Genomic DNA, 26,501 nt, shown 5'->3' on the forward strand with positions numbered 1-26,501 from the left:
TCGCGATTCAAAATAGTCATTCTGGAAAACAACATTGTAACACCGAGAGTCGCCGCGTAGAAAAACCCGCGTATTGTGCTAAGGCGCTTTAGTCCAAAGCCGGAAATTTTGGCAACTGTTTGGAATAGTTGGGAAGTTCGCCTAAGCGCTGGTATGGCAGATTTTGAATTTGCAGGCGCAATCCTGTAAGGCCATGCAAGCGGTTTGCTCGACGGGTTTGTCTAATAGGGTGGACATCAGCGCGCGGTCAAATTCGCATAGTTCCGGGTGTTGCTGTGCCAGATCGTGATAAACGCAGTTAACGGCTTTAATGGTCGGCTGTGTTTGTTCGGCGTCCATTTCGGCGTGATAACCCAGCGATTGCATCAATTCCAGCAGCGCGCTTTGCTTTTGTGCCGGGTCCTTACCGCTAAACTGCGGGGCCAGCGACTGTGCCAGATTGACGCCCATGCGCCACAGCATTTGCCTTAAAGCGGCTTCGCCCAGTTCGGTTTTTAGCTCACCCAGCAACAAATTACAAAACCAGGGATATTGCTTGGGCAGGCGGTTGCGGCCTTGTTCGGTCAGCGTGTAATTGCGCGAAGGCCGGCCGCCGGTGTTGTTCAGCGCCGCTTCCTGAATCAACTGATCTTTTTCCAGGCCGGTGAGATGTTGTTTGACGGCGTTTCTGGAAATCTCCAACTGGGCGGCCAGCTCGTCGATACTCATGCCTGAGGTGCTGGACAGCAATAATTTTAAGATTTGCTCTTGGCGCGAGCCGGTAAGTTTGACCATATGCGTGTCTGGTGGTCGCAAATAAGTGATGCGGCATTCTACGCCGGATCAGCTATCACGCAAAGCGCTAAAAGTCTATTTTTGACATATAAATAACTTTTATAATAAAAATATTGCAAAAGTAATTTTATTCGCTTACTCTGTGCCTGGCTTTAAACAGCCGCATTTTTTTATTTGCAACGAAAGGCAGACCATCATGAGCGAAACCAAGGCAACTCTTTACGAACAATTGGGTGGCGAAGCGGCCGTTAACGCGGCTGTCGATATTTTTTATCGCAAAGTGTTGAGCGATCACCGCATCAACCGCTTTTTCGAACACACCGATATGGACAAACAGGCAGCCAAACAAAAATCCTTTTTAACCATGGCTTTTGGCGGTCCGAATAACTACTCCGGCGCCGATATGCGTCAAGCCCATGCGCATCTGGTTAAAAAACTGGGTCTGGATGATTCACATTTTGATGCGGTGGTCGAAAATCTGGCGGCTACCTTACAAGAACTGAACGTGCCACAAGAGTTGATCAATCAAGTCGCGGCGATTGCCGAAAGCACCCGTAACGACGTGTTGGACCGCTAGGCGCCGGAGTAGGGGATGAGCGTGCATAAACTCAGCGTGAACGACCGCGAAATTGTTTGCGAGTCTGGCGAAACCGTGCTGGACGCCTGTCTGCGCGAAAACATCGACATCCCCTACGGTTGTCGGCAGGGCGCTTGTCAAAGCTGTATGGTGCGCAGCTTGCAGGGCCCGCCGCCGCTGGCGGCGCAAGACGGTTTAAAAGACGTATTGCGGCATCAGAACCATTTCCTGGCCTGCCTGTGTTATCCGCAGCAGGATATGTCTATCAGCATTAGCCCGCCCGCCGATTTTTTTACTGAAGCGACGGTGATCGAAAAAAGTTTGTTGAATGCGGAGACGCTGCAACTCACTTTGCGTTGTCGGGAAACCATGGATTATTACGCCGGCCAGTTCGTGAATCTGAAACGCGCCGACGGTTTGACCCGTAGTTATTCGATTGCCAACAATCGTGTGTACGCCAACAAACTCAGCTTTCATATTCGCCGTTTGGCCGGCGGCCGCTTCAGTGAATGGGCGCACCGGGAACTTCAGGTAGGCGACAAACTCGAGGTATCCGATCCGCAGGGGCTGTGTTATTACCTGCCGACTACCCCGGAAAAAAATCTGTTGCTGATTGGCACCGGCAGTGGTTTGGCGCCATTGGCCGGGATTGTCAGCGAAGCTTTGCACCACGGCCACAGTGGCGATATTCATCTATTCCATGGCAGCCGCGAGATGGATGGTTTGTATTGGATCGAGGAAATGCAGGCGCTTGCCGACCAATACTCAAATTTCCATTACACCGCCTGTATCTCACGCGGCGATGCGCCTGATGGCGTGGCCAGGGGCCGGGCCAACGACGTGGCGATGGCGAGTTTGCCTAGTCTGAAAGGTTGGCGGCTGTATTTATGCGGCCATCCGGATATGGTGCATCAGACCAAGCGCCAGGCGTTTTTGCATGGCGCGGCCTTGCAGGACATCCATGCCGATGCATTTCATGTCGCGTCGGCCACCTTGGATTGATCGGGCAGCACATAAATCTTTTGCCGCTCCAGTACCGCCAGGGCGCGGATCTGCTCCAGCACCTGCTGCAAAACCGGCGCATCGTTATCGCGCTGCGACACCATGTAGGCCGGTAATTTGAATTGCGGGCTATCGGCGACCGGAAACAGTTTGCCGGCTTGTAGCAGCGGTTCGGCCAGGCGTACCGGTAGGAAACTGGAGCCGCGGCCTTGCGCCAGAATCAGCTGTACCGCCATCCAGCCGATATTGACCACCTGCGCCGGCCGTTCCAGGTTGGGGTAGCTATTACTGTGCTGAGCATAAAATCCGGGCGCCCAATCGACATAAATGTAATCGTCATTCGGCCAGGGCTGGCTGGGGTCGGTGGTCAGCAGTACCAGGGTTTCGTCGAACAAAGGTTCTATTTGCAGGCCGGGGCTGTGTTGGGGGGTGTACATCAAGCCTATATCCAGCGCGCCCGCCACCAAGCTGCGCATCAAGTCTTCCTCAAAGCCGATGTCGCTGCGAACGGAAATATCGGGCATAGCCTGCCGTATTTCGCTGATCCATTCCGGCAACAAGGTTTCGCACAGGGCAATCCGCGCGCCGATGCTGACGCTGCCGCGAAACCGGCTGGGCAAACCGATGTCGTGCCGGGCTTGTTCCAGGGTTAATAGCAAGGATTTGGCGTGCGGTAAAAAACGCCGGCCCGGCAAAGTCAGGCTGGCGCCGGAGCGATTGCGGACAAACAGCGTCACGCCCAAATAAGCTTCCAGGCGCTGGATGCGGGTGCTGACCGTCGATTGCGTTACGTACAAACGATTGGCGGCTTCCAGAAAACTGCCGTTGGCCGCGACGCTTAAAAAGGTTCTGATTTGGTCGATGTCCATGGTTTTAATATTGCATTTATCGATATTAAAGTCCAATAAATATCGCTTGTCTTATATCAACGGGGTTTTTATAGTGCCTACCTAGTAATGTATCGATTCGATGGCATTGTTGGGTGCGGAGGAAATCATGAAAACGTCAATATGTTCATTTACCAGGCTTTTGGGCAACCACAAAAACATGCTGCTGGGATTGGCTTTGCCGTGTTTGCTGGCGGCATGCACGGCGCAGAGAATTAAGCCCGCCGCGTCGCAGATCGACCGATTGCACAGTTTTTTGATTGTGCCGGTGCAAGCGCCGCCGCTGGAAGTGATACCGGATTTGATCGAGCGGCGCGATCCGGCTTATCGACATTTCGAAAACATGGCCATGGGTTATGCGCTGCCCATTGAACTTTATCAAATCCCTGGCGGTATCGAAATTGCGGGCATGGTTAGCGACAGCCAAACGGCTGATGTGGACGCGATGACCAAGGCGGCGCCAAGCGCTGCCGGTAGCCCTGTAAATACCGATTTGGGTTGGACGCCCGCCAAGGCGGCGGCGCAGAAGCTGCCTGGTCTACTGGCTGCGGAAAATCGCAAAGGGGAATTGAGTCGCGAGTATTACCCCTTGCCTACGGCGGGCGACGCCAGTTTGCAACATTGGCATCAGGCGATGCAAGCTTGGTACGGCCAGAACACCACGTCAATTGATTATGCGACGATGGGCCACTACGACGCGGTGATAGAAGTTGGGATCGGCAGGTATCGGATTTTTGAAGGGCAAACGTCTTTGCAGCTAATGATCAAGCTGATCGATCCCGTCTCGCGCCATGTCATCGCTCGGACACTATCGGAAAGTTTCAGGGTTGACGATCAGGCGTTCGCCTCTCTGGACAATGGCGGTGGCGCGTTTAAACAATTGATCAGCGATATGGCGGTGCCGTTGTTGCGGCAAAGCTTGGGTGATATTGGTCTGCGCCTATCCCCTCAAGCCGACGAATCTTAGCGTGTTGACCAGGCCGATAAGCGGATGAGCCTCGTCTATCAAAAGCGTCTGCGCGGCTGGCGGTTTAAGCTGTTTAACCTATGTCTGGGATTTGGGCATGCGTTGGTGATCTTCAATGCCGGCGCGTACATCGCCATGCTGCCCAGAGTGGCTGGCGGCTTGGGGGTGCCACCCAGTTTTGCGACCTGGACCCAGACTGATTACATGATAGCGCTGGCGCTGGCGTTTCCGGTGGGCGGCTGGTTGGCGCGGCGCTTCGGCGAATACCGGCCCTTCGTCGCGGCTTTCCTGGCGTTTGCCTTGGCCTCTTTCCTCTGCGCCTATTGCACTGCCTTTTATGGCTATCTGGCTGGCCGCATTGTGCTGGGATTTGCCGGCGGCTTGACGCTGCCCTTGGGTCAGGCCTTGTTGCTGAAGGAATATCCCGATAGGCGTAAATCGCTAGGTATCGGTATCTGGAGCCTATTCACGTTGACGCCGTTCACCTTCGGCCCGCCTTTGGGTGGTTGGATAGCCGATAACTTGGGTTGGCGCTGGCTGTTTTGGCTCAACATCCCGGCGGCATTGGCGATTGCCGGTATCGTCGGCGCGCTGTTGTATCGGCGCGGTCACCGGCGATCCTGGCAGCGCTTCGATAGCGTGGGTTTTATCTTGTCGGTGATGCTGGTGTTTGCTTTGCAGACTTTGTTGAACCAGGGCAACGATTGGGACTGGACCGATTCGGCTTACATCAAAGGCTTGATCGCATTGATAGCCGCCACGCTGATTTATTGGGTGGTGTGGGAATTGCAAGTGCGTCGGCCATTTCTGGAAATTCGCCTGTTTGCCCACCGCAATTTCAGTATTGGCGTGTTCATTTTATTCACCGGTTTTCTGTATTTTCAAGGCTTGCTGTCCTTGCTCATCGTGCAGTTACAACTGGCGTTCGGCTATTCGTCGTGGGAAGCCGGTTTGGTATTTCTGCCGATGGCTATCTGCGCCAAGCCGATGGCCAGCGTCTTGCACGAGATCGTCAAACGCTGCGATGCCCGGCTGTTGGCGAGTGCTAATTTGCTGGGATTTGCCGCCACCTATTTTTGGCTGAGTCGCTTCGACGATCCGGACTCGTTTGCCCAATTGTTCTGGCCGAAATTGCTGGAGGGTGCCTGCCTGGGCAGCTTTTTTGTGCCGATGACTGCGTTGCTGCTGCACGGCCTGCCAGCCGAACGGCAATGGCGGGCGCTGGAATTGGCTAATCTGTTGCGGATAGCGGCCGGGGCAATCGGCATTGCGGTGCAAGGCATCGTGCTGTACCGGCGGGCGCCGCAGCATCTGACCCGCTTTGCCGAAAATCACGGCGCGTTTGAATTGGCCGATCATCCTGCCTTGGCAACGCTAAATGCCTTGGGATTTGCAGAGCCGGCGGCGTTGACCAAATATGCCAAGCTGGCCGGACGTGATGCGGTGTTACACGCCATGAACGATGCGTTCTGGATGGCCGGTTGCGTGTTTGTCGGCATGGCGGCGCTAGTTTGGTTGGCGCACCCGACTCGCACCCCGGTGAAAGTCAGTGTCGAGCAGGAACTGCGCCGGGAAACTCAGGAATTACTCGCGGAGGAGGCCTGATGTCTGTACGCCGACTCATTGCACTGGCGTTAATGTTGGGTATTTCGTCAAGTTGCGCCCGGTTCGGTGGAGAAGAAAGTACGCGCGCCAGTCTGTTACCCATGCCTGACATGACCAACACCGTTGCTGATGCGCGCGGCAGTTTCGCAAGCAGCGATGCCTGGCCGGCGCCGGATTGGTGGACCGGCTTCGCCAGCCCGGAATTGCAGCGCTTGATAAGCACGGCGCTGGCCGATAATCCGGATTTGAAGGCTACCGCAGCCCGGTTGCGACAGTCGCAGGCGATGGTCGATGCGCAGGCCGCCGAGCTTTATCCGACAGTTGACGCCAATATCAGTTTTTCGGCGCAGCGCTTTTCGGCGAACAGCGTGCAAGCCAAGCTGGCTGGCGAGAACTTTCGGCAAATGCTGATCAACCCCTTGATCTTGCGATACCACCTGGACTTTTGGGGGCGCGATGCAGCGGCTCTGCAAGGCGCGGTTGGCCGCTCGCTGGCGGCCGCGGCGGAATTGGCCGATGCGCGGCTGTTACTGGCGTCTGCTGTGGCCAAGGCATATTTCGAGCTGCTGGCTGTCAGCGAAAAGCAAGGCATCGCCGAGCACATCGTCGCCGAGCGCCAGGCCTTGTTGAGATTCGAACAAACGCGCCTGGCGACTGGTTTAGCGGCCGATGCCCCCATATTGCAGGCTCGCATAGCCCTTGCTAACGCTGAACAGGGTTTGGCTGCGGCGCGCGCCGACGTGGCGTTAAGTAAAAATTTGTTAGCGGCGTTGGCTGGGAAGGGGCCTGATTGGGGGGCTGGCATTGTCATCGAACCCGATCAGCTTGAGCAAGCGTTAACCCTGCCGGTGGATTTGCCGCTGCATTTGTTGGCGCATCGCCCGGATATTAGCGCGGCGCGACTACATGCCGAGGCGGCGGCCGAGGAAATCAAGGTGGCCGAGACCGCGTTTTATCCGGACGTCAATCTGGTGGCCTTCACCGGCTTGCACAGCGTCAGCTTGAGCGACGTGTTGTTGCAAGGTTCCAGTCTGGCTTACGCGGTCGGGCCGTCCATCGAGTTTCCGATCTTCGAAGGCGGCCGGCTGCGCGCCAATCTGACGTATCAAGAATCCGCTTACGATGGGGCCGTCGAGCGCTATAACCGCAGCTTGGTGCATGCGGTGCAGGAAGTGGCCGATGCGCTGAGCCGTTGGCGCGAGCTCGATGCGCGCCTGGTGGCACAGCGGCAAAGCTTGGCCGACGCATTAGCCGCTGACAAGCTGGCCGACAGTTTACGCATTCATGGCTTGTCTGATCGTGCCGTGCCGAGTCTGGCCAAATTGGAGGTCTACCAGCAACAGTTTCGCTTGGCGGCTCTGGTGGGCGAGCGACACAAAGCCGAGATCAACATTCTCAAAGCGCTGGGCGGCGGCTACAGCGACACTAAACCCGCAACGCCATGACCGCAAACATGCCAAAAAAAATTCGTCCTCGGGAAATTTTGCGCCAACGCCGACGCCGTTTGCAAGGCGTCACCTTGGCTTTACTGCTGGCCGGTTTGGCTTATTTGGCGTATTGGTGGCTGGAGCATCGCGACTGGGTGACCACCGACGATGCCTTCGTGGCCGGGCATTTAATTACGTTGAAAACCCAGACTGACGGTACCGTGGTCGAAGTACTGGCGGAAAACACCCAGTGCGTGGAAAAAGCCCAGGTCTTGGTGCGGCTGGATGGTGTGCATGCCGGCATTGCCTTGCAACAGACGCAAGCCGAATTGGCGGAAGCGGTGCGGAATATTGTCAGCTTACAGGCCAAAGCCGAGACGCTTGAGCAGCGGGCCTTGGTAAAACAAGCTTTACTGGTACAGGTCAATCACGACCTGGCGCGCTTCAACGCGGCAGCCAAGGACGGCGCGGTTTCCGATCAGCAACTACAAAATGCCCAAGATAAAAGCCACGAACTTGAGGCGGCGATTAAAGAAATTCGCGCCGAACAAAACGGAGTCGAGGCGCAATTGCTGGATTCGGGTATCGATAATCATCCGGCCGTGGAAAAAGCCAAGAGCCGCTTGCGCCAGGCGTTTCTGGATTACCAACGCCGGAATCTGGTGGCGCCGGTGTCCGGTTGCGTGGCCAAACGCAAGGTACAAGTTGGCGATACGCTGAAGGCTGGTGCGCCCTTACTGGCTATCGTGCCGCTGAACGATCTATGGATAGAAGCCAACTTTCTGGAAAGCCAGATCGCCGGGGTCAGGCCGGGGCAGGCTGCGGAAATTCGCGTCGCGGCGTATGGCGACGAACGGATTTATCACGGCCGGGTACAAGGCATCAACCCAGGTACCGGTAGCATTTTTGCAGTGTTGCCGACCGATAATGCCACCGGTAATTTCATTCATATCGCCGAGCGCCTGCAGGTGCGTATCGCGCTGGATGCCTCGGAACTGAAGGCCAATCCCTTGCAGCCTGGCTTGTCTACATTAACCCGTATCAACATAGAAAAAGCCGACGGTTTGGTATCGGCATCCGCGGTTACGCTGAATGGCGAGGCTTATCGCACCGATGTCTATGATCGAGAGTTGGAGGGTGCCGAACAGTTGATAGAACAGATTGAGTTGGCCAATCGGCCGCACTAGTTCGGCCGTATTCAGGCGGCTAGCGATTAATTCCCACAAAATTGCTGCAATAAAACGCCGCTACGTGTATCTTTGCCTTCCGGCAAAAATGGCCGGCACTCATAAATCAAACCGGCGACTGCGATAAGGTACGCGCCGCTTCTAAAAATTTAAATGACGGATTAACCATGTGTTTTAGCGCCAATATGTCTTTGGGCCTGGGAGTGGCGGGGCTCGTTGCCTCTACGGTAACTTTCCTGGATAAGGACGAAACCTTTTGGGTGAAACTGGCGAGGGCTTACGCCATTTTTCACTTCTCGTTGATGGAGTTTATTCAGTATTTTGCTTATCCGGTGGCCGATCAGTGCGGCTATGGCACCAACTTATTCCTGAGTGAGCTATCGTCGGTACATATCAGTCTGCAAGCCTTTGCGATCATGCCGGCTTTGGCGACGTATTCGTCGGACCCTAAGGCTTTGAAAAAAGCCTTTATCGTCGGCAGCTCTTTGAGTGGTTTGTTTTTGATTTTGACCCGCTTGCCGAACGACTGGCAGCTGTTTGACATAGATCCTAACTTTATCGGCCGGATGAACTCCTGCCTGTTTATGGGGATTTATCACATCGGTTATGCGATCTCCAGCGCCTTTGGTTTGCTGGTGACCCATGGCTCGCTGTTTGCATTGGCGTTCAGCGCGTTTGTCTGGAAAAACAATTGGCGCATCGGCATCTATCATTGCTTCGGGGCATTGATGACCTTATTCATGCCGCAATGGTTGTTTGGCGTCAGTACCGGCGAGGCGGCAGCGATGTACTGTTTTTATTCGATACCGATCACCGCCAGCTTTATGCCGACATTTAAAAAGTTTTTCTCTGCCCAGTCTGACAATTGGTCAGACGGTGTGCCTGCCAGACAACAGTCTTGATTAGTGCCGCAGAGGTACAAGATATTAAGCCTCTGCTATTGCCAGGCTTCAATAAACCCCTGATAAAACGCTGGGTCGGCGACGGTAGCGCCGCGCTGACCTACCAACGCCGACGCAAACTCCTGCGCCCGTTTTAGCATCACGGGCATAGGCCAGTGTTCGGCAATCCCCAATAACAAAACTGCTGCAAACGCATCGCCGGCGCCGACCGTATCAACTATTTTAATCTGGCCTTCGGGGGCGATACTGAACAATTCCCCCGATGAATTCAGCGCCAGCGCACCTTGGCTGCCGCGCGTAAGCACCACGCCTTGTAAATGATACGTCTGCTGCAATAGGCGCATCTTGGTGTCTATGCTCTGCTGGTCAGGCAGCAATAATTCCAATTCTTCATCGTTCAGTTTTAACCAATCCGCGCCGGCTATCCATTCCAAGACCTCATTCGCTTGCCACCAGGGCGCGCGCAGATTGACATCCAGAAACACCGGGCCACTCCAGTTCTGTTGCATATCAAGCAATGTTTGTCTGGAAACCGGGTTTCGTAAAGCCAGACTGCCATGATAGAGCAAGCCCTGTTTGTGGGCATGATGGAACGCCTTTGCTTCAATGTAGTCGTAAGCTTGCTGGTCCAGAATCCGGTAGCTGGGTTGCCCGTCTGTTATGCTGACCGCTACGCTGCCGGTTGGATGCGTAGCGTCGATCTGCATGGCAGATCGCGTCATACCGGTACTTTGCATGGCCGCGAGGATCTCGCGGCCGGCGTCATCTTCACCTACACGGCTGACAAACAGGGCTGGCCGGCCCAAAGCTTGCAAATGCCAGGCGACATTAAACGGTGCGCCACCAAGGATTCGGCTGCCGTCCGGAAAATTGTCGAATAGTACTTCACCGAATATCGTGAAAAAAGCTGTCTGCATCTGTCTGGCCTCGCCGAAATTGCTGGTTTAGGGCAATCACAATAATCAACGCCTGCGGAAATGACAATGGCGTGTGAACGGCTATGGTCGTTTTCAGGGCGCTTACCGATGTGTGCTGCACTGATGTGGTGCGTAAAGCAGTTTGGGTGATGTGGCGGCGATTTAACTTTTTGATAAATAGACATTAATAAGATTGGCATGTGGATTGCTGAAAGATGGTCATGAATATAAATACTTTTTTCGATGAAATGCGTACCTCAACCGGTAGCGTCCGGCGGCTGTATCAACCCTTCGCGGAGTGGTTGAGTAGTACAGATCACGCCCAGTTGATGCAAAAGTCCCGCGAAGCGGAAATGCTGTTTCGGCGGGTGGGTATTACTTTTAATGTCTACGGCGACGAGGCCGGCGCTGAGCGCTTAATTCCATTTGATGTGGTGCCGCGGATTCTGGCCGCGACGGAATGGCGGGTGTTGTCGGCGGGCGTGATTCAGCGAGTCACGGCGCTGAATGCGTTTTTGAACGATCTGTATCACGATCAGGAAATCATCAAAGCCGGTATCGTCCCCGCCAGCATTCTGGAAAACGAGATGTATCGGCCGGAAATGCAGGGCGTGGATGTGCCGGGCGGGATTTATGCGCATATCGCTGGCGTCGACATCGTACGTACTGCCGAGAACGAATTTTATGTGCTGGAAGACAATCTGCGCACACCGTCCGGGGTTTCCTACATGCTGGAAGACCGCAAGATGATGATGCGTCTGTTTCCGGAACTGTTCCGCCGTTATGCTGTAGCGCCGGTCGAGCATTATCCGCAGGTGCTATTGAACAATTTGCGGGCGGTGGCGCAGCCCGGTGTTTACGATCCGACTGTGGTGTTGTTGACTCCTGGCGCCTATAACAGTGCGTATTTCGAACATGCGTTTCTGGCGCAGCAAATGGGTATAGAACTGGTAGAGGGCCAGGACTTGTTTTGCAAGGACAATGGAGTGTTCATGCGCACCACGGAAGGCCCAAAGCGCATAGACGTGATTTATCGGCGCATTGACGACGATTTTCTCGATCCGCTGGCGTTTAGGGAAGATTCGATGCTGGGCGTGCCGGGCTTGGTCTCGGTGTATCGCAATGGGGGCGTCACGCTGGCTAACGCAATTGGCACGGGAGTGGCAGACGACAAAGCCACCTACACCTATGTACCGGAGATGGTGCGTTTTTATCTGGGCGAGGAGCCTATTTTGTCCAATGTGCCCACGTACAAGCTGGAAAATCCCGACGATTTGAAATATGTGTTAGAGCATCTGGAGGAACTGGTGGTCAAGGAAGTGCAGGGTTCCGGCGGTTATGGCATGTTGGTGGGGCCGACCTCATCCAAACAGCAGATCGAGGATTTTCGGGCGCGGATTTTGGCCGAGCCCGACAATTACATCGCCCAGCCGACTCTGGCTTTGTCGACTTGTCCGACCTTAGTCGAGCAGGGCGTGGCCCCAAGGCACGTCGATTTACGGCCGTTCGTGCTGTCCGGCAAAACCACCACGCTGGTGCCGGGAGGCTTATGCCGAGTAGCGATGCGGGAAGGTTCACTGGTGGTGAACTCCTCGCAGGGCGGCGGCACTAAGGACACTTGGGTATTGCAAGGAGACTCAACATGCTAAGCCGCACCGCCGACCATCTTTACTGGATGGCCCGTTATATCGAGCGCGCCGAGAATATGGCGCGGGTGCTGGACGTCACTTATCGGATGTCACTGGTCGCCAATAGCGCCTACGACGAAGCCGCACGCTGGAAACCCCCGGTGCAGATTGCCGACGATATCGAGGCTTTCGAGAAAAACTACTCCGGCTACACTGCGGTCAATGTGATTCAGTTCATGGCTTTGGATGAGCGTAACCCGTCCAGCATCGTCAGTGCTCTTAACTCGGCGCGCGAAAACGCGCGTGCCGTCCGAGTGGCGATGTCTTCGGAAATGTGGGAGACCGTCAATGCCTTATGGTTGGAACTTAGGCAACGGATTCGACAAGGTTTAAGAGAAGCTGAGATCAGCGAATTTTGCGATTGGGTGAAATCGCGTTCGCACCTGTTTCGCGGTGTTACCTTCGGCACCATGTTGCGCGACGACAGTTACAAGTTTGTGCGTTTGGGCAGCTTTGTCGAACGGGCCGACAATACCGCTAGACTCCTGGATGCCAAGTATCAATTGCTGTTGCCGGCCGTGGAAGCTCCCGAGGGCCAGGTCGATTATTATGAATGGAGTTCCTTGCTGCGTTCGGTGTCTGCATTCGAGGCCTATCAAAAAGTGTTTAGAGACACCATCGAGCCCTGGAAAGTGGCCGAGTTACTGGTTTTACGCGACGACATGCCGCGTTCTTTGCATGCCTGCTACGACGAATTGGCGCCTATCCTGGAGCAACTGTGTCGGCAGCGGGGCCGGGAGTGTCTGCGCTTGGCCGGCGAAAATCATGCGCGGCTGCATTATGGGCGGATGGCCGACATTTTTAAGACGGGCTTGCATCAGTTTTTACAGGATTTCATTTTGCGCAACAACGCGCTCGGCGTTGAAATTCAGCGGGCCTTTCTTAATGGGCCGGAATAAGTCCTTGCGTAAACAGTGCTGTAAGTAATTGCTGCACCGACTGTTTAAGCAAAATTTTGGCGATTCAGCCTGGCGGACAAATAGAGTTAGAGGAAAACGGATGATAAATTCACTGATCCACCCCAAACAGGGCGACAAGGCCAATTCGCCCTGGTTTGACGAGTTTCTGGTCAAGTTGCTGGAAAACCGGGATCGAACCGGCCTGACCGAAATGATCCGCGAAATCGATGCGTTAATGTTGACGGTGGAGCCAGGCTGTTCGGCGGCCTATGTCAGCGAATTGGCCTTGATGACGCCTTACCACTATTTGGTCACTTTACAGTCCGAGAGCCATTGGACTCACGTGCTGCGGATTGATATGAATTCGCCGGACTTGTTGGTGCGGGAAGTGCGTGCACCCGGTCGGGCTGACATTTTCCGCAGTCTGAACGAGGTGTATCCGATTGGTGCCCACAAGCCTAACTCGCGCTATATGGGCGAAATTTTCCGGGTCAGCAATTTGCACGAAGTGGTCGAGCAGCAAAAAGCCAGGGAAATCCGTTTCTTCAATCAGGATCAAATCCGCAAACTGGAATTGCCCGGCAATATGGCCATCGTCAAGCCGTCGCCGTATACCCACAACATCGTGGCTTACTGGGAAAGGCCGCCGGAGGACATCAGAGTATATGCCTTGGGAAATAGCATTATCCTTGACGAAGTGAATCGCGGCTACCTGCAAGCCAAGGAGATTCAGGAAGAATTAGGGCTGGATAAACTGATCCGCCCCATCGATCATTTAGCTACCCGGGTTTACAGCCAGAATCGGGAAGTGGCGATTTTGGAATATTTGACGCTCTCCAGTTATTACTATTGGGGGTCCTACGATATTGCCAATCAGAATTCTTCAACCAACGTGACCAAAAGCATCCATTATCCCGAGGAACGCATTAGTCCGGCCAAAGTGTTTACCGCGGCCAATCATCCGTATTTTGTCAATCACCTGGTCGGCTTGCCGTCGCCCACCGAAAGTTTTGTACGCAACTATGGACCGCGCTTGCATCATGTGGCTTTGCAGGTAGCGGACGGTGAGATCAACGGCCAGGCCAATATCGATTATGTAGTGCAGGCTATCCGGGCCAGAGGTAAGGACTTTCTGCTGGATGTGATCGGATCGCGTGAGGAAGGTTTGAAACAGATTTTTTCCAGTGCTTCCGAGCATTCGTCGTTGATCGTGGAATACGTCCAGCGTTTCGGTAATTTCGATGGTTTTTTCACCAAGCAGAATGTTGCTGAATTAACGCACGCGGCCGGGGTAGAGGAAAATCTACGCTTGTTGCAGGCAGAGAGTGAAGCAGCCAGTCCGGTGTCAGCATGAGTATCAGAGTCGCGATTAACCACAAAACCAGTTACCACTACGATCATCCGGTCCAGTTGACGCCGCATGTGCTGCGGCTGCGGCCGGCTTCACATTCGCGGACGGCGGTCAGTGCCTATTCACTGACCATCAAACCGGATAAGCACTTCATTAACTGGCAGCAGGATCCGTTTGGCAATTATCTGGCGCGCTTGGTGTTTCCGGAAAAAACCACCGAATTTTCGATAGAAGTGGATCTGATTGCCGATATGACGGTGATCAACCCCTTCGATTTTTTTCTGGAGGAATACGCGGAATATTATCCGTTTGCTTATCCTGAGCAATTGGCCAAAGAACTGGCGCCGTACCTGGAAATTCGCGAGCAGGGGCCTTTGCTCAAAGGCTTTTTGGCCGGCTTGAAGCGGGATAAACAAGGCATCGTCGATTTTCTGGTCGGCATCAATCAAGCCGTGAACCAGGTCGTCAACTATGCAATCCGCATGGAGCCGGGCGTGCAAAGTTGCGAGGAAACCCTGGAAAAAAAGTTGGGTTCCTGTCGAGATTCCGGTTGGTTATTGGTGCAGGTATTGCGGCACATGGGTTTGGCAGCGCGCTTTGTATCGGGATATTTGGTGCAGTTGGTGGCGGATGTGAAATCGCTGGACGGGCCGTCGGGTACCGATCACGATTTCACCGATCTGCACGCCTGGGCCGAGGTGTATATTCCCGGCGCCGGCTGGATAGGTATGGATCCGACGTCCGGACTGTTTGCCGGAGAGGGCCACATTCCCTTAGCCTGTACTGCCGATTATGTCAGCGCGGCGCCGGTCAGCGGCGGCTTTATCGGCAAGGCCGAGACTACCTTCGATTTTTCCAATCGTGTCAGCCGCATCCATGAAGATCCCAGGGTTACCAAACCTTATACCGATAGGCAATGGGCAGACATTGAGCGTCTGGGCGAAAAGGTTGATGCCGAGCTGAAAGCGGGTGATGTGCGCTTAACCATGGGCGGCGAGCCGACTTTTGTGTCCATCGATAACATGGATGCGCCGGAATGGAATACCGATGCTGACGGCGAGGAAAAGCGCAAGTTGGCCGGAAAATTGGTCAGACGTTTGCGCGACAGCTTTGCGCCGGGCGGGCTATTGTATTTCGGCCAGGGCAAATGGTATCCCGGCGAGCCGTTGCCGCGCTGGCAGTTGGCGTGTTTCTGGCGCAAGGACGGCAAACCGATTTGGAAGAATCCGGCCTTATTGGCGGATGAGACCCGTGATTATGGATTCGATCTCAAGCATGCGGATGCATTTATCCGTGATTTGGTCAAACGGCTGGGCGTGGCCGACGAGTTCATTCTGCCGGGTTTCGAAGATCCTCTTTACTACCTGTTACAGGAGGGATTGGTACCGAAAAACCTGGATCCTTTGCTAGTCGATTTGAAAGACGACTTAGAGCGTCAGCGCTTGGCCAAATTGCTCAGCGAGGATCTCGGCGCGCCGGTCGGCTATGTGTTGCCGCTGCATTGGAGCTATCAGGCCGGCTCTTGGAACAGCAGTGCTTGGGAATTCCGGCGTGGGGCGATGTTCCTGGTGCCTGGCGATTCGGCGATGGGTTTGCGTTTACCTCTGAACAGTTTGCCTTGGGTGCCGTTCGAAAAGCGCGATCACCCCCATGAACGTAGCCTGTACGAACCGGTGGAGCCTCTGGGCGATATTGATTCGGAAGTTAGCCGTCGTTACAGTCAAATGGCCAAGCAGGGACTACATCCGACCGAAATGGACGCAGCCGATGATGAGAGGCCGCACGATCCGGAATGGGTACCGCATACCGCTTTGTCGGTTCAGGCCCGTGAAGGTCGTTTATTTGTATTTGTGCCGCCCACGACCGAGTTGGAACACTACCTGGACATTATCGCGTCGGTGGAAGCTACGGCAGCGGCTTTGAAAATGCCTGTGGTAATAGAGGGGTATCAGCCGCCGCACGATTTGCGTCTGACCCGTTTGCCGGTGACGCCCGATCCTGGCGTGATAGAGGTGAATATTCATCCGGCCGCCAGTTGGAAAGAGCTGGTGCATAACACCACCACTTTGTACGAGTTGGCCCGGTTGACCCGGCTCGGCACCGAGAAATTCATGCTGGATGGCCGGCATACCGGGACCGGTGGCGGTAATCATGTGACCTTGGGTGGCATTACGCCGGCCGATAGTCCGATTTTGCGGCGACCGGATTTGTTGCGCAGCTTGGTCACGTATTGGCAGCATCACCCAGCCTTGTCCTATTTGTTTTCCGGCTTGTTTATTGGTCCAACCAGTCAGGCGCCGCGCGTCGACGAAGCGCGCAATGACAGTCTGTATGAGCTGGAAATTGCCTTTCAACAGATGCCGGAGGGCGAAGTGGCCGCGCCGTGGCTGGTCGATAGGCTGTTCCGCAATTTGTTGGTGGATATGACCGGCAATACGCATCGTAGCGAGTTTTGTATCGACAAACTGTATGCGCCGGGTACCGATGCTGGACGGCTTGGGCTCCTGGAGTTGCGTGCGTTCGAAATGCCGCCGCACGCACGAATGAGTTTGATGCAAATGCTGTTGCTGCGAACCCTGGCAGCTTGGTTTTGGCGCGAGCCCTACAAGAAGCCTTTGGTGCGCTGGGGGACGCAATTGCATGACCGGTTTATGTTGCCGCATTTCATTGCCAGCGATATTTACGATGTGGCGCGCGATCTGCAAGCTGCGGGTTATGAATTCAAGACGGAATGGTTCGCGCCGTTTTTGGAATTCCGGTTTCCTAGAATCGGTAGTCTGCGGGTTAACGATCTGCAATTGGATCTGTATCAGGCTATTGAGCCGTGGCACGTGTTAGGCGAAGAAATCACCAGCAGCGGCACCGCCCGTTATGTCGACTCCTCGGTGGAGCGCTTGCAGGTGTCGCTGACTGGAGCGATGGGTGAACGCTATGCCTTAACCTGTAATGGTCGCAGGGTGCCGTTAAAGGCCACCGGCAAGCAAGGAGAGCTGGTGGCGGGTATCCGTTATCGGGCTTGGAACCCGCCGTCGGCTTTGCATCCCTCTATCGGTGTCCAGGCTCCGCTGGTATTTGATTTGGTCGATACCTGGAACGGTCGGTCTATCGGCGGTTGCACGTATCATGTCTCTCACCCCGGCGGCCGCAACTACGACACGCTGCCAGTTAATGCTTACGAGGCTGAAGGACGTAGGGTTAGTCGTTTTTGGCAGCACGGGCATACGCCGACCGAAACCGTGTTGGAATTACCGAGTGAGGAGTTCAATAAAGACTATCCGTTTACGCTGGATTTACGTTGGAATGCGAGCTAGATAGAACGAGGAAATTAAAAAAATCTAATCAGTGAGTGTCGGTTTTTTTTACAATTTTGCTTGAAATTGACTCGATTTGCTATACCATCCTTACCTGAGGAACGAGACAAAGCGGCTATAGCTATTTGAACTTGTTATGAATATTTGTTTATAGGGTGGGGTGTATCTTGAATCGACAGAAGCAGTCTTTCGATCATTGTTTCGAGGTATTTTTGGCTGATACGCCGGAAAGTAAAAAAATTCATTATCAACTCAGATACCGGGTTTATTGCGATGAAATGGGCTTCGACGATACGGAGCGGTTTCCGGCGCAGCAAGAAATCGACGAATGGGATAAAAACGCAGTTCATTTTTTAGTCAGGCATAAATATACTCAGCAGTGGTTGGGCGGGCTGAGGATGGTCATGCCCAAAGGTCACGTTTTTCCGTTTCAAGAAAGCAGTAGTTCACATCAACGGTTACCAAACGGCAGATACAAAAATTCCGTTGAAATTTCCAGGCTATGCGTTATTAAGGAAGCAAGGCGCTTTGCCTTCAGAAACCCGGCTATAGAGGTTGCTGAAGAAAATCGCAAAATTAGTTTTCTGCACGATTACCGCAATATCAATAGAGACATAATGTGGGGACTGTATCGGGCTGCGGCGGTTTATTCCGTCCAGCAGGGCATTAGACATTGGTATATGTTAGCCAACCCGGCACTGGCGTACAGTATTAAGATACAAGGCTTAGATATACAGCAACTGGGCGATGCTAGTCGTCAAAGTGCACGTCTGCTGTATTATTTAAATACAAAGCAAGTGCTGGAAAACTCTTTATGGTTTGAGGGTTACCGACACGATTTTCGCTTATATTCGGATATTGCAACTGACGTTCCTGTCGATATGAGGGGGCGCCAGGTAAAGCAAATCGGCGTTATTTCTTATGTGTCGAGAATCTGATTTATCCGTTTAAATCCGCCGCGTAAAACCCTAGCCTGCAATTATCAACCGTTCTCGCTGGTAGGCCTTCTATGTCAATCCTGGTGTTCATCAGTATGATTACGCAGCAAAGCTTGCAGTCCGTATTTTTCAAATAAACCGTACAAGGTTGGCCTGGTAACACCTAATAATTTAGCTGCTTCGGATATGTTATTGTCTGCGTAGGTCAGTGCGCGTTTGATGGCGATCGTTTCTGCCGCTTCTCGTACCGATTTGAGATTCAGCGGCATAGACTTGTCGCTATCGGTACCAATTTCCAGCTCTTCGGCGGTGACGAAATTGTTGTCGGATAAAATGACCGCACGTTTGATTTTGTTCTCCATCTCCCGAATGTTGCCAGGCCAGTTATAAGCTTCAAGAGCACGAGCGGCGTCGTGGGAAAAATGTTTTTCTTTGGAGTTGTTTTCGCGGCAATAGCGCTGTAGCAAAGCATTAGCTATCGTAATAATGTCGCCTTCGCGTTCGCGTAGTGGGGGAATGTCAACGACGATCTCACTGAGCCTGTAATATAAGTCGCCCCGGAAATTACCTTGCGCAATGAGGTCGGGTAAATGGCGATGTGTTGCACATATAATGCGCACATCCACGGCAATTTCCTTTCTACCCCCTAACCGTTCTATGACCCGTTCCTGGATAAATCGCAGCAATTTTGCTTGCAAGGCAAAAGGGAGGTCGCCGATTTCGTCTAAAAAGAATGTGCCGCCCTGCGCATATTCGATTTTGCCTTTGGTTTGCGCGACTGCGCCGGTGAATGCACCTTTCTCGTAGCCAAATAATTCACTCTCTAACAATGTTTCTGGTATGGCCGCACAGTTTACCGCTACAAACGGTTGTGAGGCGCGTGTGCTCAGGCGATGTAAGGCTTTTGCCAATAGCTCTTTACCGGTGCCGCTTTCGCCGATTAGTAAAACGGTTGCTTGAGTCGGTGCAATTTTTTCAATCATCCGCATGACCGCCTGCATTTGCGGACTGGTGGCGATCACGCCGGTCAGGGGCTTTTGTTGCTGCAATATTTGGTAGTCGCGCTCCAATGCGTCGAGTTGAAACGCTCTTTCTATAATCAGGCCCAAGACGTCCGGGTCTACCGGCTTTTGATAAAAGTCATAAGCACCTAAGGCTACTGCATGAATCGCATTTGCGCGATCATCATTGCCGGTTACCACGATTATCTTGGTGGCCGGTGCTAATGCGAGAATTTCCTTGAGAGTGGCGAGTCCTTCAGTGGCGTTGGTGGGGTCGGGCGGTAAACCAAGATCCAAGGTAACGACGCTTGGCGTATATCGTCTAAGTGCAGCTATTGCTTCGTCTCTATTACTTGCTATTACTACTTCGTATTGCTCGAAGGCCCATTTCAGTTGTTTTTGTAAGCCTAGGTCGTCCTCGATAACTAACAGTACTTTAGAAGTGATCATTATTTCCTTGATTTGCGGAAACTCGCTGAGCTAATGGTAATTGGATGGTGAAAGCAGTGCCGCGGCCTGGATTGCTATCGACCCGGATATTTCCGGACTGCTTTAGAATGTAATCTCGGGCTTCGTAGGCGCCGATGCCCATTCCGGCGTTGCCTTTTGTCGTATCGAACGGCTTGAATAGGCGTTCTGCAATGAACTGTTGGTCCATACCTATGCCGTTATCGATAATTTTGATGACAGCATAGTCTTGGTTTTTTGTTAATTCAAGCTTAACCCATCCATCGCTTGTCGCTATGGCGTCTTGGGCGTTTTGAACTAAATTCGTCAAGATATTGGTCAGTTTGATTTTGTCGGCCGTCACGAAGCACTCGCTGAGTGTTGTGTCCATCTGCAACGGCGGAGCGCCGAGATGTTGTTGCGCGATGTTTTTAACCAATTCCACCAAATTGATGAAGGTATTGGCTGTGGTTGTGTTGGTCTCGCCTTGTTTTAACTGTTCGACAATATGGTGCATTTTTTTGACCACATTATTTAGTGTGTCTATGGTATCGTCGAAGAAGTCCGGGTTATGTTTATGCTTTTCCGCGTTTTTTACTATCAAGGAGATCTGGGCCACCAGATTTTTGAGGTCATGTACCAAATATGCTGAAAGGCGGTGATAAGTTTCAAATTGACGATTATTGGCGAGTTCTTCACTTGTCCGGTTGAGAGCGAGGGCGTTGGCAAGTTGCATTCCCACAGTTTTTAAAAGATCGTGGTCTTCCCAGTCAAGCTTTCGTGGCGCGCGCGCCTGTGTTAACACGACAAAAGCTTCAAGTTTGTTTAGGTGAAATAGCGGCACTATCAGCCATACTTGGCTATCTTCGTAGCACCACGGCGATAGATCTATGTCGTCGTATACTTCCGGAGCATGAGCCAGTTCGAAAAAATCGATGACCCATTGCTTGTTCGCTAAATATTGAGGCAGGTCGCCGATGTTGTGGAGATATTCAATTTCTTGCGGAGTGAGTTTGAGGTTTTGTTCTGCAGCTAGAAAAAAATGGCCTTGATCGTTTTTTAACCACAAACCGCCTCCTGCGCTTTCTACTAGGTCCGTTAAAGTAGTTATGATGAATCCTTTCAGTTCCTCAAGCGACTCAAGTTTTGCCAATGATTTGCTGATTTTGAGCCACTCTTCGCGGTAATCGTAGCTGTAGTGGAAAAAGTGCTTACTAAAATACACCTTGGAGATCGCTCGTATTTTTCCAGATGTAAACGGGATAATCAGCAGGAGAATGGCGAGAAAAATAAACAGAGTTTGTGCAGCCTCACCCCATTCGGTATTTGCGCGTTTGATATAAAAACCGGCAAACGACATAAGGATTAAATAGATGCCGCAACCGAGGAGAATCGTTGAGTAAAAAATAGTTTTGCGAGGTGTTGTCAGTTCCGTACTTTGGCTGTTAAGCTTTAGTCGGGTCAATGTGACTGCTAAAAGTGGTGTCATGAGTGCGTTAATGACACCTCGTGACTGCCAGAGCTCGAAGTCCAGGCTGTTGAATAGCAGTGATTTGCTGTAAACGAGCAAATCGAATGCGAATAGCGAGCCAAGGCTTATACACAGAAATTTGAGATTCCACCTTTGCTTCAGGGGGGTGCTGCGATAAAGCTGCTCAACCAGGATGAGGCCAAATACAGCGGATACAACGTGCGATGTGAAACGAGGATCGACGTTTAGATGTTCTCGGATTAGGGTTAGGCTGCCAGGGAAGATCTCGATACCTAAAACCAGCATTAGAATCAGGGTAACGACTACGCTAACGTTCGACTTAAATATTTGCTTGTGATCGTTGTATATTTGTTTGGACAGCAGCGTTCCAAGTTGAAGAAACCAAGATGCATTCCGGAGAGTTTCGTACGGTAGCGTGTCAGCGAAGAAGAAATGGCTATTTTTTGTGGCGATTATCACGCTTGTGCACCATGCTAACGAGCACAAAACTGCTATTATGAAAGGCAGATGCCAGTTTTTCCTAAAGCAAGCGTATAAAAGTAAAAAACCATAAGCGATGGTTGCGCTTAAGTAGCTGTAATAAATGTAGCTTTGCATTTAGCGTCGATGTTTAAGTGTTTTTTCAATACGTATAATCATTATACGACCTTATAAGCAGTAGGCAGGATCATTACTTTGCAGATTCAGGCTGACATGAAAGAATTATTTAGTGACGTACTAGCTAATGCGCAATTCTCTGACGGTTCCGGCTGGAAACGATATCGCCTAAATGCGGGTGAGACCATCGTAAAAAAAGGCCAGCAAGGAAATACATTATTTCTCATAGAAGAAGGTGTTGTTAGAGTGTTGGGCGGTGCAGAGCTGGATGGGAATCGTAGAATAAGTCCAGGTCTCTGTGATTTAGATGCTGGGGCGGTATTTGGGGATGTCTGTTTGTACGAGCCCAGGGAGAGAACGGCCTCTGTTGTTTCATTGACTGATGTGTGTCTACTTGAAGTTCGTAGTGATATGTTGAGCGTTTATTTGGACGATCATCCGGTGCAGGGTTATTTATTTTTGAAGGGCTTGTTTCAAGCTATGTCTAATCGTTTGGGATTGGCAAATGATCGAATAGAGCATTTACTGGCGTGGGGAATTAAAGCGCATGACATCGATAAATATTTGTAGTTGGATGATGCTCGTGAAAATGAGAGGGCAAGATGGATGTGGGGCCTAAGTTATCACTGGCAGAAAGTTTTAGCCGTTACTTCAAGGTGGGGCTCGCTGAAAGCGATGCTCAGAAGGAATTTGTTTTTCAAGTAAGGTACCGTGTTTATTGTGAAGAGTTTAAATATGAACCTGTTGAACGTTTTGCTAATCGCCTTGAAGTAGACGAATACGATCAATATTCCCGCCACTGTTTGATTACGCATTTGCAAACTGGTATCCCTGCTGGTTGTGTAAGAATGGTTCCTGCTATCGGGGAACGACAGAATAAGCCATTGCCGTTAGAAAAATACTGTGGAGCTAGTTTAGACAGCAAGCTTATAGATAATTTAAAGCTACAAAGAAATACAGTATGCGAAATATCAAGATTAGCTGTGGATGGGGCGTTTCGTAGACGTACCGGCGAGACTCTAACCCGCTTCGGTGAAATTAACGGCTTACAGTTTTCGCCTCAAGAGCAGAGGACTTTTTCGTCAATAGCAGTTGCTTGTTTTTTTGCCGCCACAGTCCTAACAGAGGTTGATGGACGTACAAATGTGTTTGCGATGATGGAGCCGTTCTTGCCGCGGCTGATGCATCGGTCAGGTATAGATTTTCAACGAGTTGGTAAGGATATTGACTATCATGGTATACGAGCACCTTATTTCATTACTACTCAGGCTGTTTTAGAAAATATGCATCCCGATTTGCTAGAGTTATATTCCTGGATAAAAGAAAATATTGTTAATTAATATGGCGGGATCGAATGTAATTATATATTTCTAGGCGATTAGTAAGTAGTCAAATAAAATATTGGGGTTTTGGTAATAGGATGAAAAGAAAAATAATCAGTTCCGTAGTTCTTGCATGTGCGTTTTTATTGCAAACAGCGGCATGTTCCTCGCCGGAGGAATCTGCTCGGAGTCATTTGCAAAAAGGTAAGGAGCTTTTTGAAAAAGGGGAATTTGATAAGGCCTTGCTTGAGTTGAAGACAGCCAGTCAAAGCAGCGATAAGTTTGGTGAGACCTATTTGTATATGGCCCTATTGGACGAAAAAAATAATAATTTCAAGTCGATGCGGCAAAACCTGATTAGGGCCTTAGAATTAGAGCCAAGTTTGACTTCCGCAAAAATAAAACTAGGTAAGCTCGATATTGTTTTTGGAGATCTGGAGAAAGCATTGGAGCAAGCGGAGTCAGTTTTGACAAGTGACTCAAGCAATATTGATGCAAAAATGATCAAGGCATCGGTTTATATTAAGCAGTTGAAAAAAGATCAAGCAGCAGAAATAGTTGATTTTGTTTTAAAAGATAGCCCGGATAATGTTGAGGCTTTGTCATTGCAAGCTGCTCTATTTGCTGAAAAAAATGAAATAGATCAAGCTTTGGGGGCAGTAAATAAGGCATTGGGAGTACAGCCCGCAAACCTTCCTTTGCGCTTATTTAAGATAAAACTGGATGCAGGGCTGAATAACATAGATAGCGTAATAAAAGGTTATCAGGAGCTTATTCAGTTATACCCAGATGCCGGTAACTTTAAGCTGAGCTTGGCTTCCATTTACTCGATGACAGATAAGCTTGAGGAGGCGGAGAGACTATTGAGGGAAATGGTCGAAAAATCAAATGATAAAGTCGAGCCTGAAATAGTTTTGTTCGAATTTTTAAATGCTCGTGCTAAAGATCGAGTGATTCCTGAGTACAAGGCTATGCTTAATCGCCATCAAGGGCAACCTAAGGTGTTGTTAGAGCTCTCGAAATGGATGGTTGCGTCAGGATATGCTGAAACTGCAAAGGAAGGGTTAGAACAAGTTGTTCAGCTAGAAAAGAATAACGAAGCAGGCTTGTCAGCCAAAGTCATTCTTGCGGAAATTGCGTTAACGGAAAAGCAGTTTAGTGCTGTAGAAAGCTCTTTAAAAGATATTCTTAGTATTAATTCGGAATTGATTCAGGCAAATTTGCTTAAAGGTCGTTTTTTGCTGGCTCAAAATAAAACGGATGAAGCTATTGAGTTCCTTAATAAACTTGTATGGAACAAAACTAATGTAGACGACGTTTATTCTTTGCTAGGTGATGCTTATTTAATAAAACAGGATCGGAAACAGGCTGAGAAAAGTTTTAAACAGGCGTTAGAAGTTAATCCAGCAAATTTGGCTGCTTTTTCTCGTGTATATAGTAACTACGTACAGGCCGGGCAAAATGAAAATGCTAGGCAATATCTTGAAAAGGCGTTAGCGCTAAAACAAAACGACATTTTATTGCTTACTAGTAAGGCTGAGTTGGATATTTTAGAGAAAAAGTGGGATGGCGCTCAAGAGTCTATTCAACGGCTAGCACTTTTTTCTAAAGATAAGGCGATGCCTATATATCTCCAAGCCAATGTTTTACAGGGTAAAGGTAAGTATGCTGAGGCAATTAGCTTGTATGACAAGTTGATACAACAGTATCCTAATCATTTAAATTCTTTGATTAATTTAGTCAGATCTTACGAGGCTCTTGGGCAAAGAGAGAATGCTGTTGCGTATTTGGAAAAGCACCATGTAAAGTATCCTGATCAATTAAATACTGTCGGCGTACTGAGTGATATATACATTGCAAATAATGATTTTGTAAAAACCAAAAAGCTGCTGACGGATCAGCTTAAACATACTCCAAAAGCAGCATCGATTTATCTCGCTCTAGCAAGGGTTGAGGCAATGATGAATAAAAATATTTCTTCAGCCAAAGATGTGTACTTGCGAGGATTGGAAGTCAATCCAAATGATCCTCAGTTAGCTATGGCTCTAGCTGCTTTGTATGAACAATTAAACGAAAAGGAAAATGCAATCAGGGTGTATAAAGCCGTACTCGATAAGAATCCCGATAATAACTTAGCTATTAACAATTTGGCCTCGTTATTGATAGAGTCAAACAGTCACGATGAGATTAGTCAAGGAATGGAGTTGGCAAAAGTATTTAAAGATTCCGAGAATTCTTATTTTCAAGACACATACGCTTGGGCATTAATTAAAGCTGGTAGTAATGAGGAGGGGCTTAAGTTATTACAGTCTTTGATTCTAAAAGAGCCTAAACTGCCTGAGTTTAGATATCACTTAGGGGTTGCGCACATGAATGCTGGTAATAAAGCGACTGCGATAAGTGAGCTTAAACAATCTATTAGTTTGTCTGAAAAACAGAAGCGAAATTTTTCCGGTAAAGATAACGCAAAAAAGATCCTTGAAGAAATAGAGAATTGAGCAGGTAATTGGGTAACTACTTAGATTATGATTATGCCGATATTTAAAAAAAAATTGTTGTATTGTTTGATAGCTTCTGCCTTTGCTTCTAGTATTGTTGGGTGTTCCCAGCCTTTACTTGAGGATATGCAACAGACTGCTGACTATACTTATCAGATAGGGCCTGGCGATAGTGTCAATATTTTTGTTTGGGGCAACCCAGAGTTATCTACATCAGCACCAGTCCGTCCGGATGGAAAGATAACTGTTCCTTTAGTAGAAGAATTGTTGGCCAGTGGTAAAACTCCATTTGAACTTGCTCGGGACATTGAGAAGGTGCTTTCGACTTATATAAAAAGTCCACAGGTAGTTGTTATGGTTAGCGGATTCAAAGGGATTAGCACTCAGCAAATCAGGGTCATTGGGAGAATTGGCGGTGGCGGTGGTGGAGCTGGTGGTGGTGGCGTAGGACGTTACCAGGGTAAATCTATTCCATACGAGAGGGGAATGACGCTATTGGATGTTATTATTCAAATTGGTCTGAACCAATATGCTGATGGTAATAGAGCCAGTGTTATCAGGGATGTGAATGGAGAATTGAAGCCGTTTGGCGTAAGGATTGACGACCTCATTGATGATACAGATTTGTCAGCTAATGTCTTGATGATGCCTGGGGACATTTTAATTATTCCCGATGCGTATTTTTAAGTGTTTGTAAGAAGGTAGACTTTTT

The 26,501-nt window shown here is 50.6% G+C and carries 21 protein-coding genes; 16 read left to right on the forward strand and 5 right to left on the reverse strand.

The window, feature by feature from the left end; all coding sequences use genetic code 11:
* Nucleotides 1-141: 141 nt before the first annotated feature.
* Nucleotides 142-774 carry a helix-turn-helix transcriptional regulator gene (locus ACR02O_RS08060; protein WP_171697663.1) on the reverse strand — a complete coding sequence of 211 codons (633 nt, stop codon included), beginning with the start codon at nt 772-774 and terminating at the stop codon, nt 142-144.
* A gap of 196 nt (nt 775-970) precedes the next feature.
* Here ACR02O_RS08060 and ACR02O_RS08065 point away from each other — a divergent pair, with 196 nt between their 5' ends.
* Both ACR02O_RS08065 and ACR02O_RS08070 read left to right on the forward strand, forming a co-directional pair.
* On the forward strand, nt 971-1,351 hold the full coding sequence (locus ACR02O_RS08065; protein ID WP_494523163.1) for a group I truncated hemoglobin: 381 nt from the start codon (nt 971-973) through the stop codon (nt 1,349-1,351).
* Between the two features lie 15 nt (nt 1,352-1,366).
* A complete protein-coding gene (locus ACR02O_RS08070) occupies nt 1,367-2,353 on the forward strand; it encodes a 2Fe-2S iron-sulfur cluster-binding protein (protein WP_494523164.1) in 987 nt (328 codons plus the stop codon).
* On the opposite strand, the gene ACR02O_RS08075 is transcribed toward ACR02O_RS08070, so the two are convergent.
* Nucleotides 2,326-3,222, reverse strand: coding sequence for a LysR family transcriptional regulator (locus ACR02O_RS08075; protein ID WP_494523165.1), 897 nt, complete (start codon nt 3,220-3,222; stop codon nt 2,326-2,328). The genes ACR02O_RS08070 and ACR02O_RS08075 overlap by 28 nt on opposite strands.
* 127 nt (nt 3,223-3,349) lie before the next feature.
* Between ACR02O_RS08075 and ACR02O_RS08080 the strand changes: the two genes are divergently transcribed.
* The 5 genes from ACR02O_RS08080 (at nt 3,350) to ACR02O_RS08100 (ending at nt 9,328) form a co-directional block, all read left to right on the forward strand.
* Nucleotides 3,350-4,207, forward strand: coding sequence for a hypothetical protein (locus tag ACR02O_RS08080; protein ID WP_494523166.1), 858 nt, complete (start codon nt 3,350-3,352; stop codon nt 4,205-4,207).
* 24 nt (nt 4,208-4,231) lie between these two features.
* Nucleotides 4,232-5,812 carry a DHA2 family efflux MFS transporter permease subunit gene (locus ACR02O_RS08085; RefSeq protein ID WP_494523167.1) on the forward strand — a complete coding sequence of 527 codons (1,581 nt, stop codon included), beginning with the start codon at nt 4,232-4,234 and terminating at the stop codon, nt 5,810-5,812.
* A complete protein-coding gene (locus ACR02O_RS08090) occupies nt 5,812-7,257 on the forward strand; it encodes an efflux transporter outer membrane subunit (protein WP_494523168.1) in 1,446 nt (481 codons plus the stop codon). Before ACR02O_RS08085 ends, ACR02O_RS08090 begins: the two co-directional genes overlap by 1 nt.
* 8 nt (nt 7,258-7,265) lie before the next feature.
* The gene (locus ACR02O_RS08095; protein ID WP_494523169.1) at nt 7,266-8,426 is read left to right on the forward strand and encodes an HlyD family secretion protein; all 1,161 of its coding nucleotides are present in this window, start codon (nt 7,266-7,268) and stop codon (nt 8,424-8,426) included.
* Nucleotides 8,427-8,593: 167 nt separating this feature from the next.
* The gene (locus ACR02O_RS08100) at nt 8,594-9,328 is read left to right on the forward strand and encodes a DUF5765 domain-containing protein (RefSeq protein ID WP_494523170.1); all 735 of its coding nucleotides are present in this window, start codon (nt 8,594-8,596) and stop codon (nt 9,326-9,328) included.
* A 35-nt stretch (nt 9,329-9,363) separates the two neighbouring features.
* Here the strand turns inward: ACR02O_RS08100 and ACR02O_RS08105 are convergent, their stop codons facing one another.
* Nucleotides 9,364-10,245 (reverse strand): PfkB family carbohydrate kinase, encoded by an 882-nt coding sequence (locus tag ACR02O_RS08105; RefSeq protein ID WP_494523171.1) that lies wholly within the window; start codon nt 10,243-10,245, stop codon nt 9,364-9,366.
* Nucleotides 10,246-10,460: 215 nt separating this feature from the next.
* Here ACR02O_RS08105 and ACR02O_RS08110 point away from each other — a divergent pair, with 215 nt between their 5' ends.
* The 5 genes from ACR02O_RS08110 to ACR02O_RS08130 all read left to right on the forward strand — a co-directional run bounded on the left by ACR02O_RS08110 (nt 10,461) and on the right by ACR02O_RS08130 (nt 18,432).
* A complete protein-coding gene (locus ACR02O_RS08110) occupies nt 10,461-11,894 on the forward strand; it encodes a circularly permuted type 2 ATP-grasp protein (RefSeq protein WP_494523172.1) in 1,434 nt (477 codons plus the stop codon).
* Nucleotides 11,888-12,832 carry an alpha-E domain-containing protein gene (locus ACR02O_RS08115; RefSeq protein WP_033155700.1) on the forward strand — a complete coding sequence of 315 codons (945 nt, stop codon included), beginning with the start codon at nt 11,888-11,890 and terminating at the stop codon, nt 12,830-12,832. The genes ACR02O_RS08110 and ACR02O_RS08115 overlap by 7 nt, the downstream gene beginning before the upstream one ends.
* A gap of 100 nt (nt 12,833-12,932) precedes the next feature.
* Nucleotides 12,933-14,186, forward strand: coding sequence for a hypothetical protein (locus tag ACR02O_RS08120; protein ID WP_494523173.1), 1,254 nt, complete (start codon nt 12,933-12,935; stop codon nt 14,184-14,186).
* Nucleotides 14,183-17,494, forward strand: coding sequence for a transglutaminase family protein (locus ACR02O_RS08125; protein ID WP_458136843.1), 3,312 nt, complete (start codon nt 14,183-14,185; stop codon nt 17,492-17,494). The genes ACR02O_RS08120 and ACR02O_RS08125 overlap by 4 nt, the downstream gene beginning before the upstream one ends.
* A gap of 155 nt (nt 17,495-17,649) precedes the next feature.
* Nucleotides 17,650-18,432: a PEP-CTERM/exosortase system-associated acyltransferase gene (locus ACR02O_RS08130; RefSeq protein WP_494523174.1), complete on the forward strand. Its 783-nt coding sequence runs from the start codon at nt 17,650-17,652 to the stop codon at nt 18,430-18,432.
* A gap of 74 nt (nt 18,433-18,506) precedes the next feature.
* On the opposite strand, the gene prsR is transcribed toward ACR02O_RS08130, so the two are convergent.
* The gene (gene prsR / locus ACR02O_RS08135) at nt 18,507-19,883 is read right to left on the reverse strand and encodes a PEP-CTERM-box response regulator transcription factor (protein ID WP_171694500.1); all 1,377 of its coding nucleotides are present in this window, start codon (nt 19,881-19,883) and stop codon (nt 18,507-18,509) included.
* Entirely contained in the window at nt 19,870-21,969 is a 2,100-nt protein-coding gene (prsK, locus tag ACR02O_RS08140) for an XrtA/PEP-CTERM system histidine kinase PrsK (RefSeq protein ID WP_458136845.1), read from the reverse strand. The genes prsR and prsK overlap by 14 nt, the downstream gene beginning before the upstream one ends.
* A 96-nt stretch (nt 21,970-22,065) precedes the next feature.
* Between prsK and ACR02O_RS08145 the strand changes: the two genes are divergently transcribed.
* The 4 genes from ACR02O_RS08145 (at nt 22,066) to ACR02O_RS08160 (ending at nt 26,476) form a co-directional block, all read left to right on the forward strand.
* Nucleotides 22,066-22,539: a Crp/Fnr family transcriptional regulator gene (locus ACR02O_RS08145; RefSeq protein ID WP_033155694.1), complete on the forward strand. Its 474-nt coding sequence runs from the start codon at nt 22,066-22,068 to the stop codon at nt 22,537-22,539.
* 32 nt (nt 22,540-22,571) lie between these two features.
* The gene (locus tag ACR02O_RS08150) at nt 22,572-23,309 is read left to right on the forward strand and encodes a PEP-CTERM/exosortase system-associated acyltransferase (RefSeq protein WP_171694502.1); all 738 of its coding nucleotides are present in this window, start codon (nt 22,572-22,574) and stop codon (nt 23,307-23,309) included.
* A gap of 80 nt (nt 23,310-23,389) precedes the next feature.
* The gene (locus tag ACR02O_RS08155; RefSeq protein ID WP_494523175.1) at nt 23,390-25,789 is read left to right on the forward strand and encodes a tetratricopeptide repeat protein; all 2,400 of its coding nucleotides are present in this window, start codon (nt 23,390-23,392) and stop codon (nt 25,787-25,789) included.
* Nucleotides 25,790-25,822: 33 nt separating this feature from the next.
* On the forward strand, nt 25,823-26,476 hold the full coding sequence (locus ACR02O_RS08160; RefSeq protein WP_494523176.1) for an XrtA/PEP-CTERM system exopolysaccharide export protein: 654 nt from the start codon (nt 25,823-25,825) through the stop codon (nt 26,474-26,476).
* The last annotated feature ends 25 nt before the right edge of the window (nt 26,477-26,501 follow it).

This window comes from Methylomonas sp. PHL2-19 (assembly GCF_059331595.1).

Coding starts and splice junctions, on each gene's coding strand:
- ACR02O_RS08060 (WP_171697663.1), bottom strand. CDS start 774: ATGGTCAAACTTACCGGCTCGCGCCAAGAGCAAATCTTAAAATTATTG.
- ACR02O_RS08065 (WP_494523163.1), top strand. CDS start 971: ATGAGCGAAACCAAGGCAACTCTTTACGAACAATTGGGTGGCGAAGCG.
- ACR02O_RS08070 (WP_494523164.1), top strand. CDS start 1,367: ATGAGCGTGCATAAACTCAGCGTGAACGACCGCGAAATTGTTTGCGAG.
- ACR02O_RS08075 (WP_494523165.1), bottom strand. CDS start 3,222: ATGGACATCGACCAAATCAGAACCTTTTTAAGCGTCGCGGCCAACGGC.
- ACR02O_RS08080 (WP_494523166.1), top strand. CDS start 3,350: ATGAAAACGTCAATATGTTCATTTACCAGGCTTTTGGGCAACCACAAA.
- ACR02O_RS08085 (WP_494523167.1), top strand. CDS start 4,232: ATGAGCCTCGTCTATCAAAAGCGTCTGCGCGGCTGGCGGTTTAAGCTG.
- ACR02O_RS08090 (WP_494523168.1), top strand. CDS start 5,812: ATGTCTGTACGCCGACTCATTGCACTGGCGTTAATGTTGGGTATTTCG.
- ACR02O_RS08095 (WP_494523169.1), top strand. CDS start 7,266: ATGCCAAAAAAAATTCGTCCTCGGGAAATTTTGCGCCAACGCCGACGC.
- ACR02O_RS08100 (WP_494523170.1), top strand. CDS start 8,594: ATGTGTTTTAGCGCCAATATGTCTTTGGGCCTGGGAGTGGCGGGGCTC.
- ACR02O_RS08105 (WP_494523171.1), bottom strand. CDS start 10,245: ATGCAGACAGCTTTTTTCACGATATTCGGTGAAGTACTATTCGACAAT.
- ACR02O_RS08110 (WP_494523172.1), top strand. CDS start 10,461: ATGGTCATGAATATAAATACTTTTTTCGATGAAATGCGTACCTCAACC.
- ACR02O_RS08115 (WP_033155700.1), top strand. CDS start 11,888: ATGCTAAGCCGCACCGCCGACCATCTTTACTGGATGGCCCGTTATATC.
- ACR02O_RS08120 (WP_494523173.1), top strand. CDS start 12,933: ATGATAAATTCACTGATCCACCCCAAACAGGGCGACAAGGCCAATTCG.
- ACR02O_RS08125 (WP_458136843.1), top strand. CDS start 14,183: ATGAGTATCAGAGTCGCGATTAACCACAAAACCAGTTACCACTACGAT.
- prsR (WP_171694500.1), bottom strand. CDS start 19,883: ATGATCACTTCTAAAGTACTGTTAGTTATCGAGGACGACCTAGGCTTA.
- prsK (WP_458136845.1), bottom strand. CDS start 21,969: ATGCAAAGCTACATTTATTACAGCTACTTAAGCGCAACCATCGCTTAT.
- ACR02O_RS08145 (WP_033155694.1), top strand. CDS start 22,066: ATGAAAGAATTATTTAGTGACGTACTAGCTAATGCGCAATTCTCTGAC.
- ACR02O_RS08150 (WP_171694502.1), top strand. CDS start 22,572: ATGGATGTGGGGCCTAAGTTATCACTGGCAGAAAGTTTTAGCCGTTAC.
- ACR02O_RS08155 (WP_494523175.1), top strand. CDS start 23,390: ATGAAAAGAAAAATAATCAGTTCCGTAGTTCTTGCATGTGCGTTTTTA.
- ACR02O_RS08160 (WP_494523176.1), top strand. CDS start 25,823: ATGCCGATATTTAAAAAAAAATTGTTGTATTGTTTGATAGCTTCTGCC.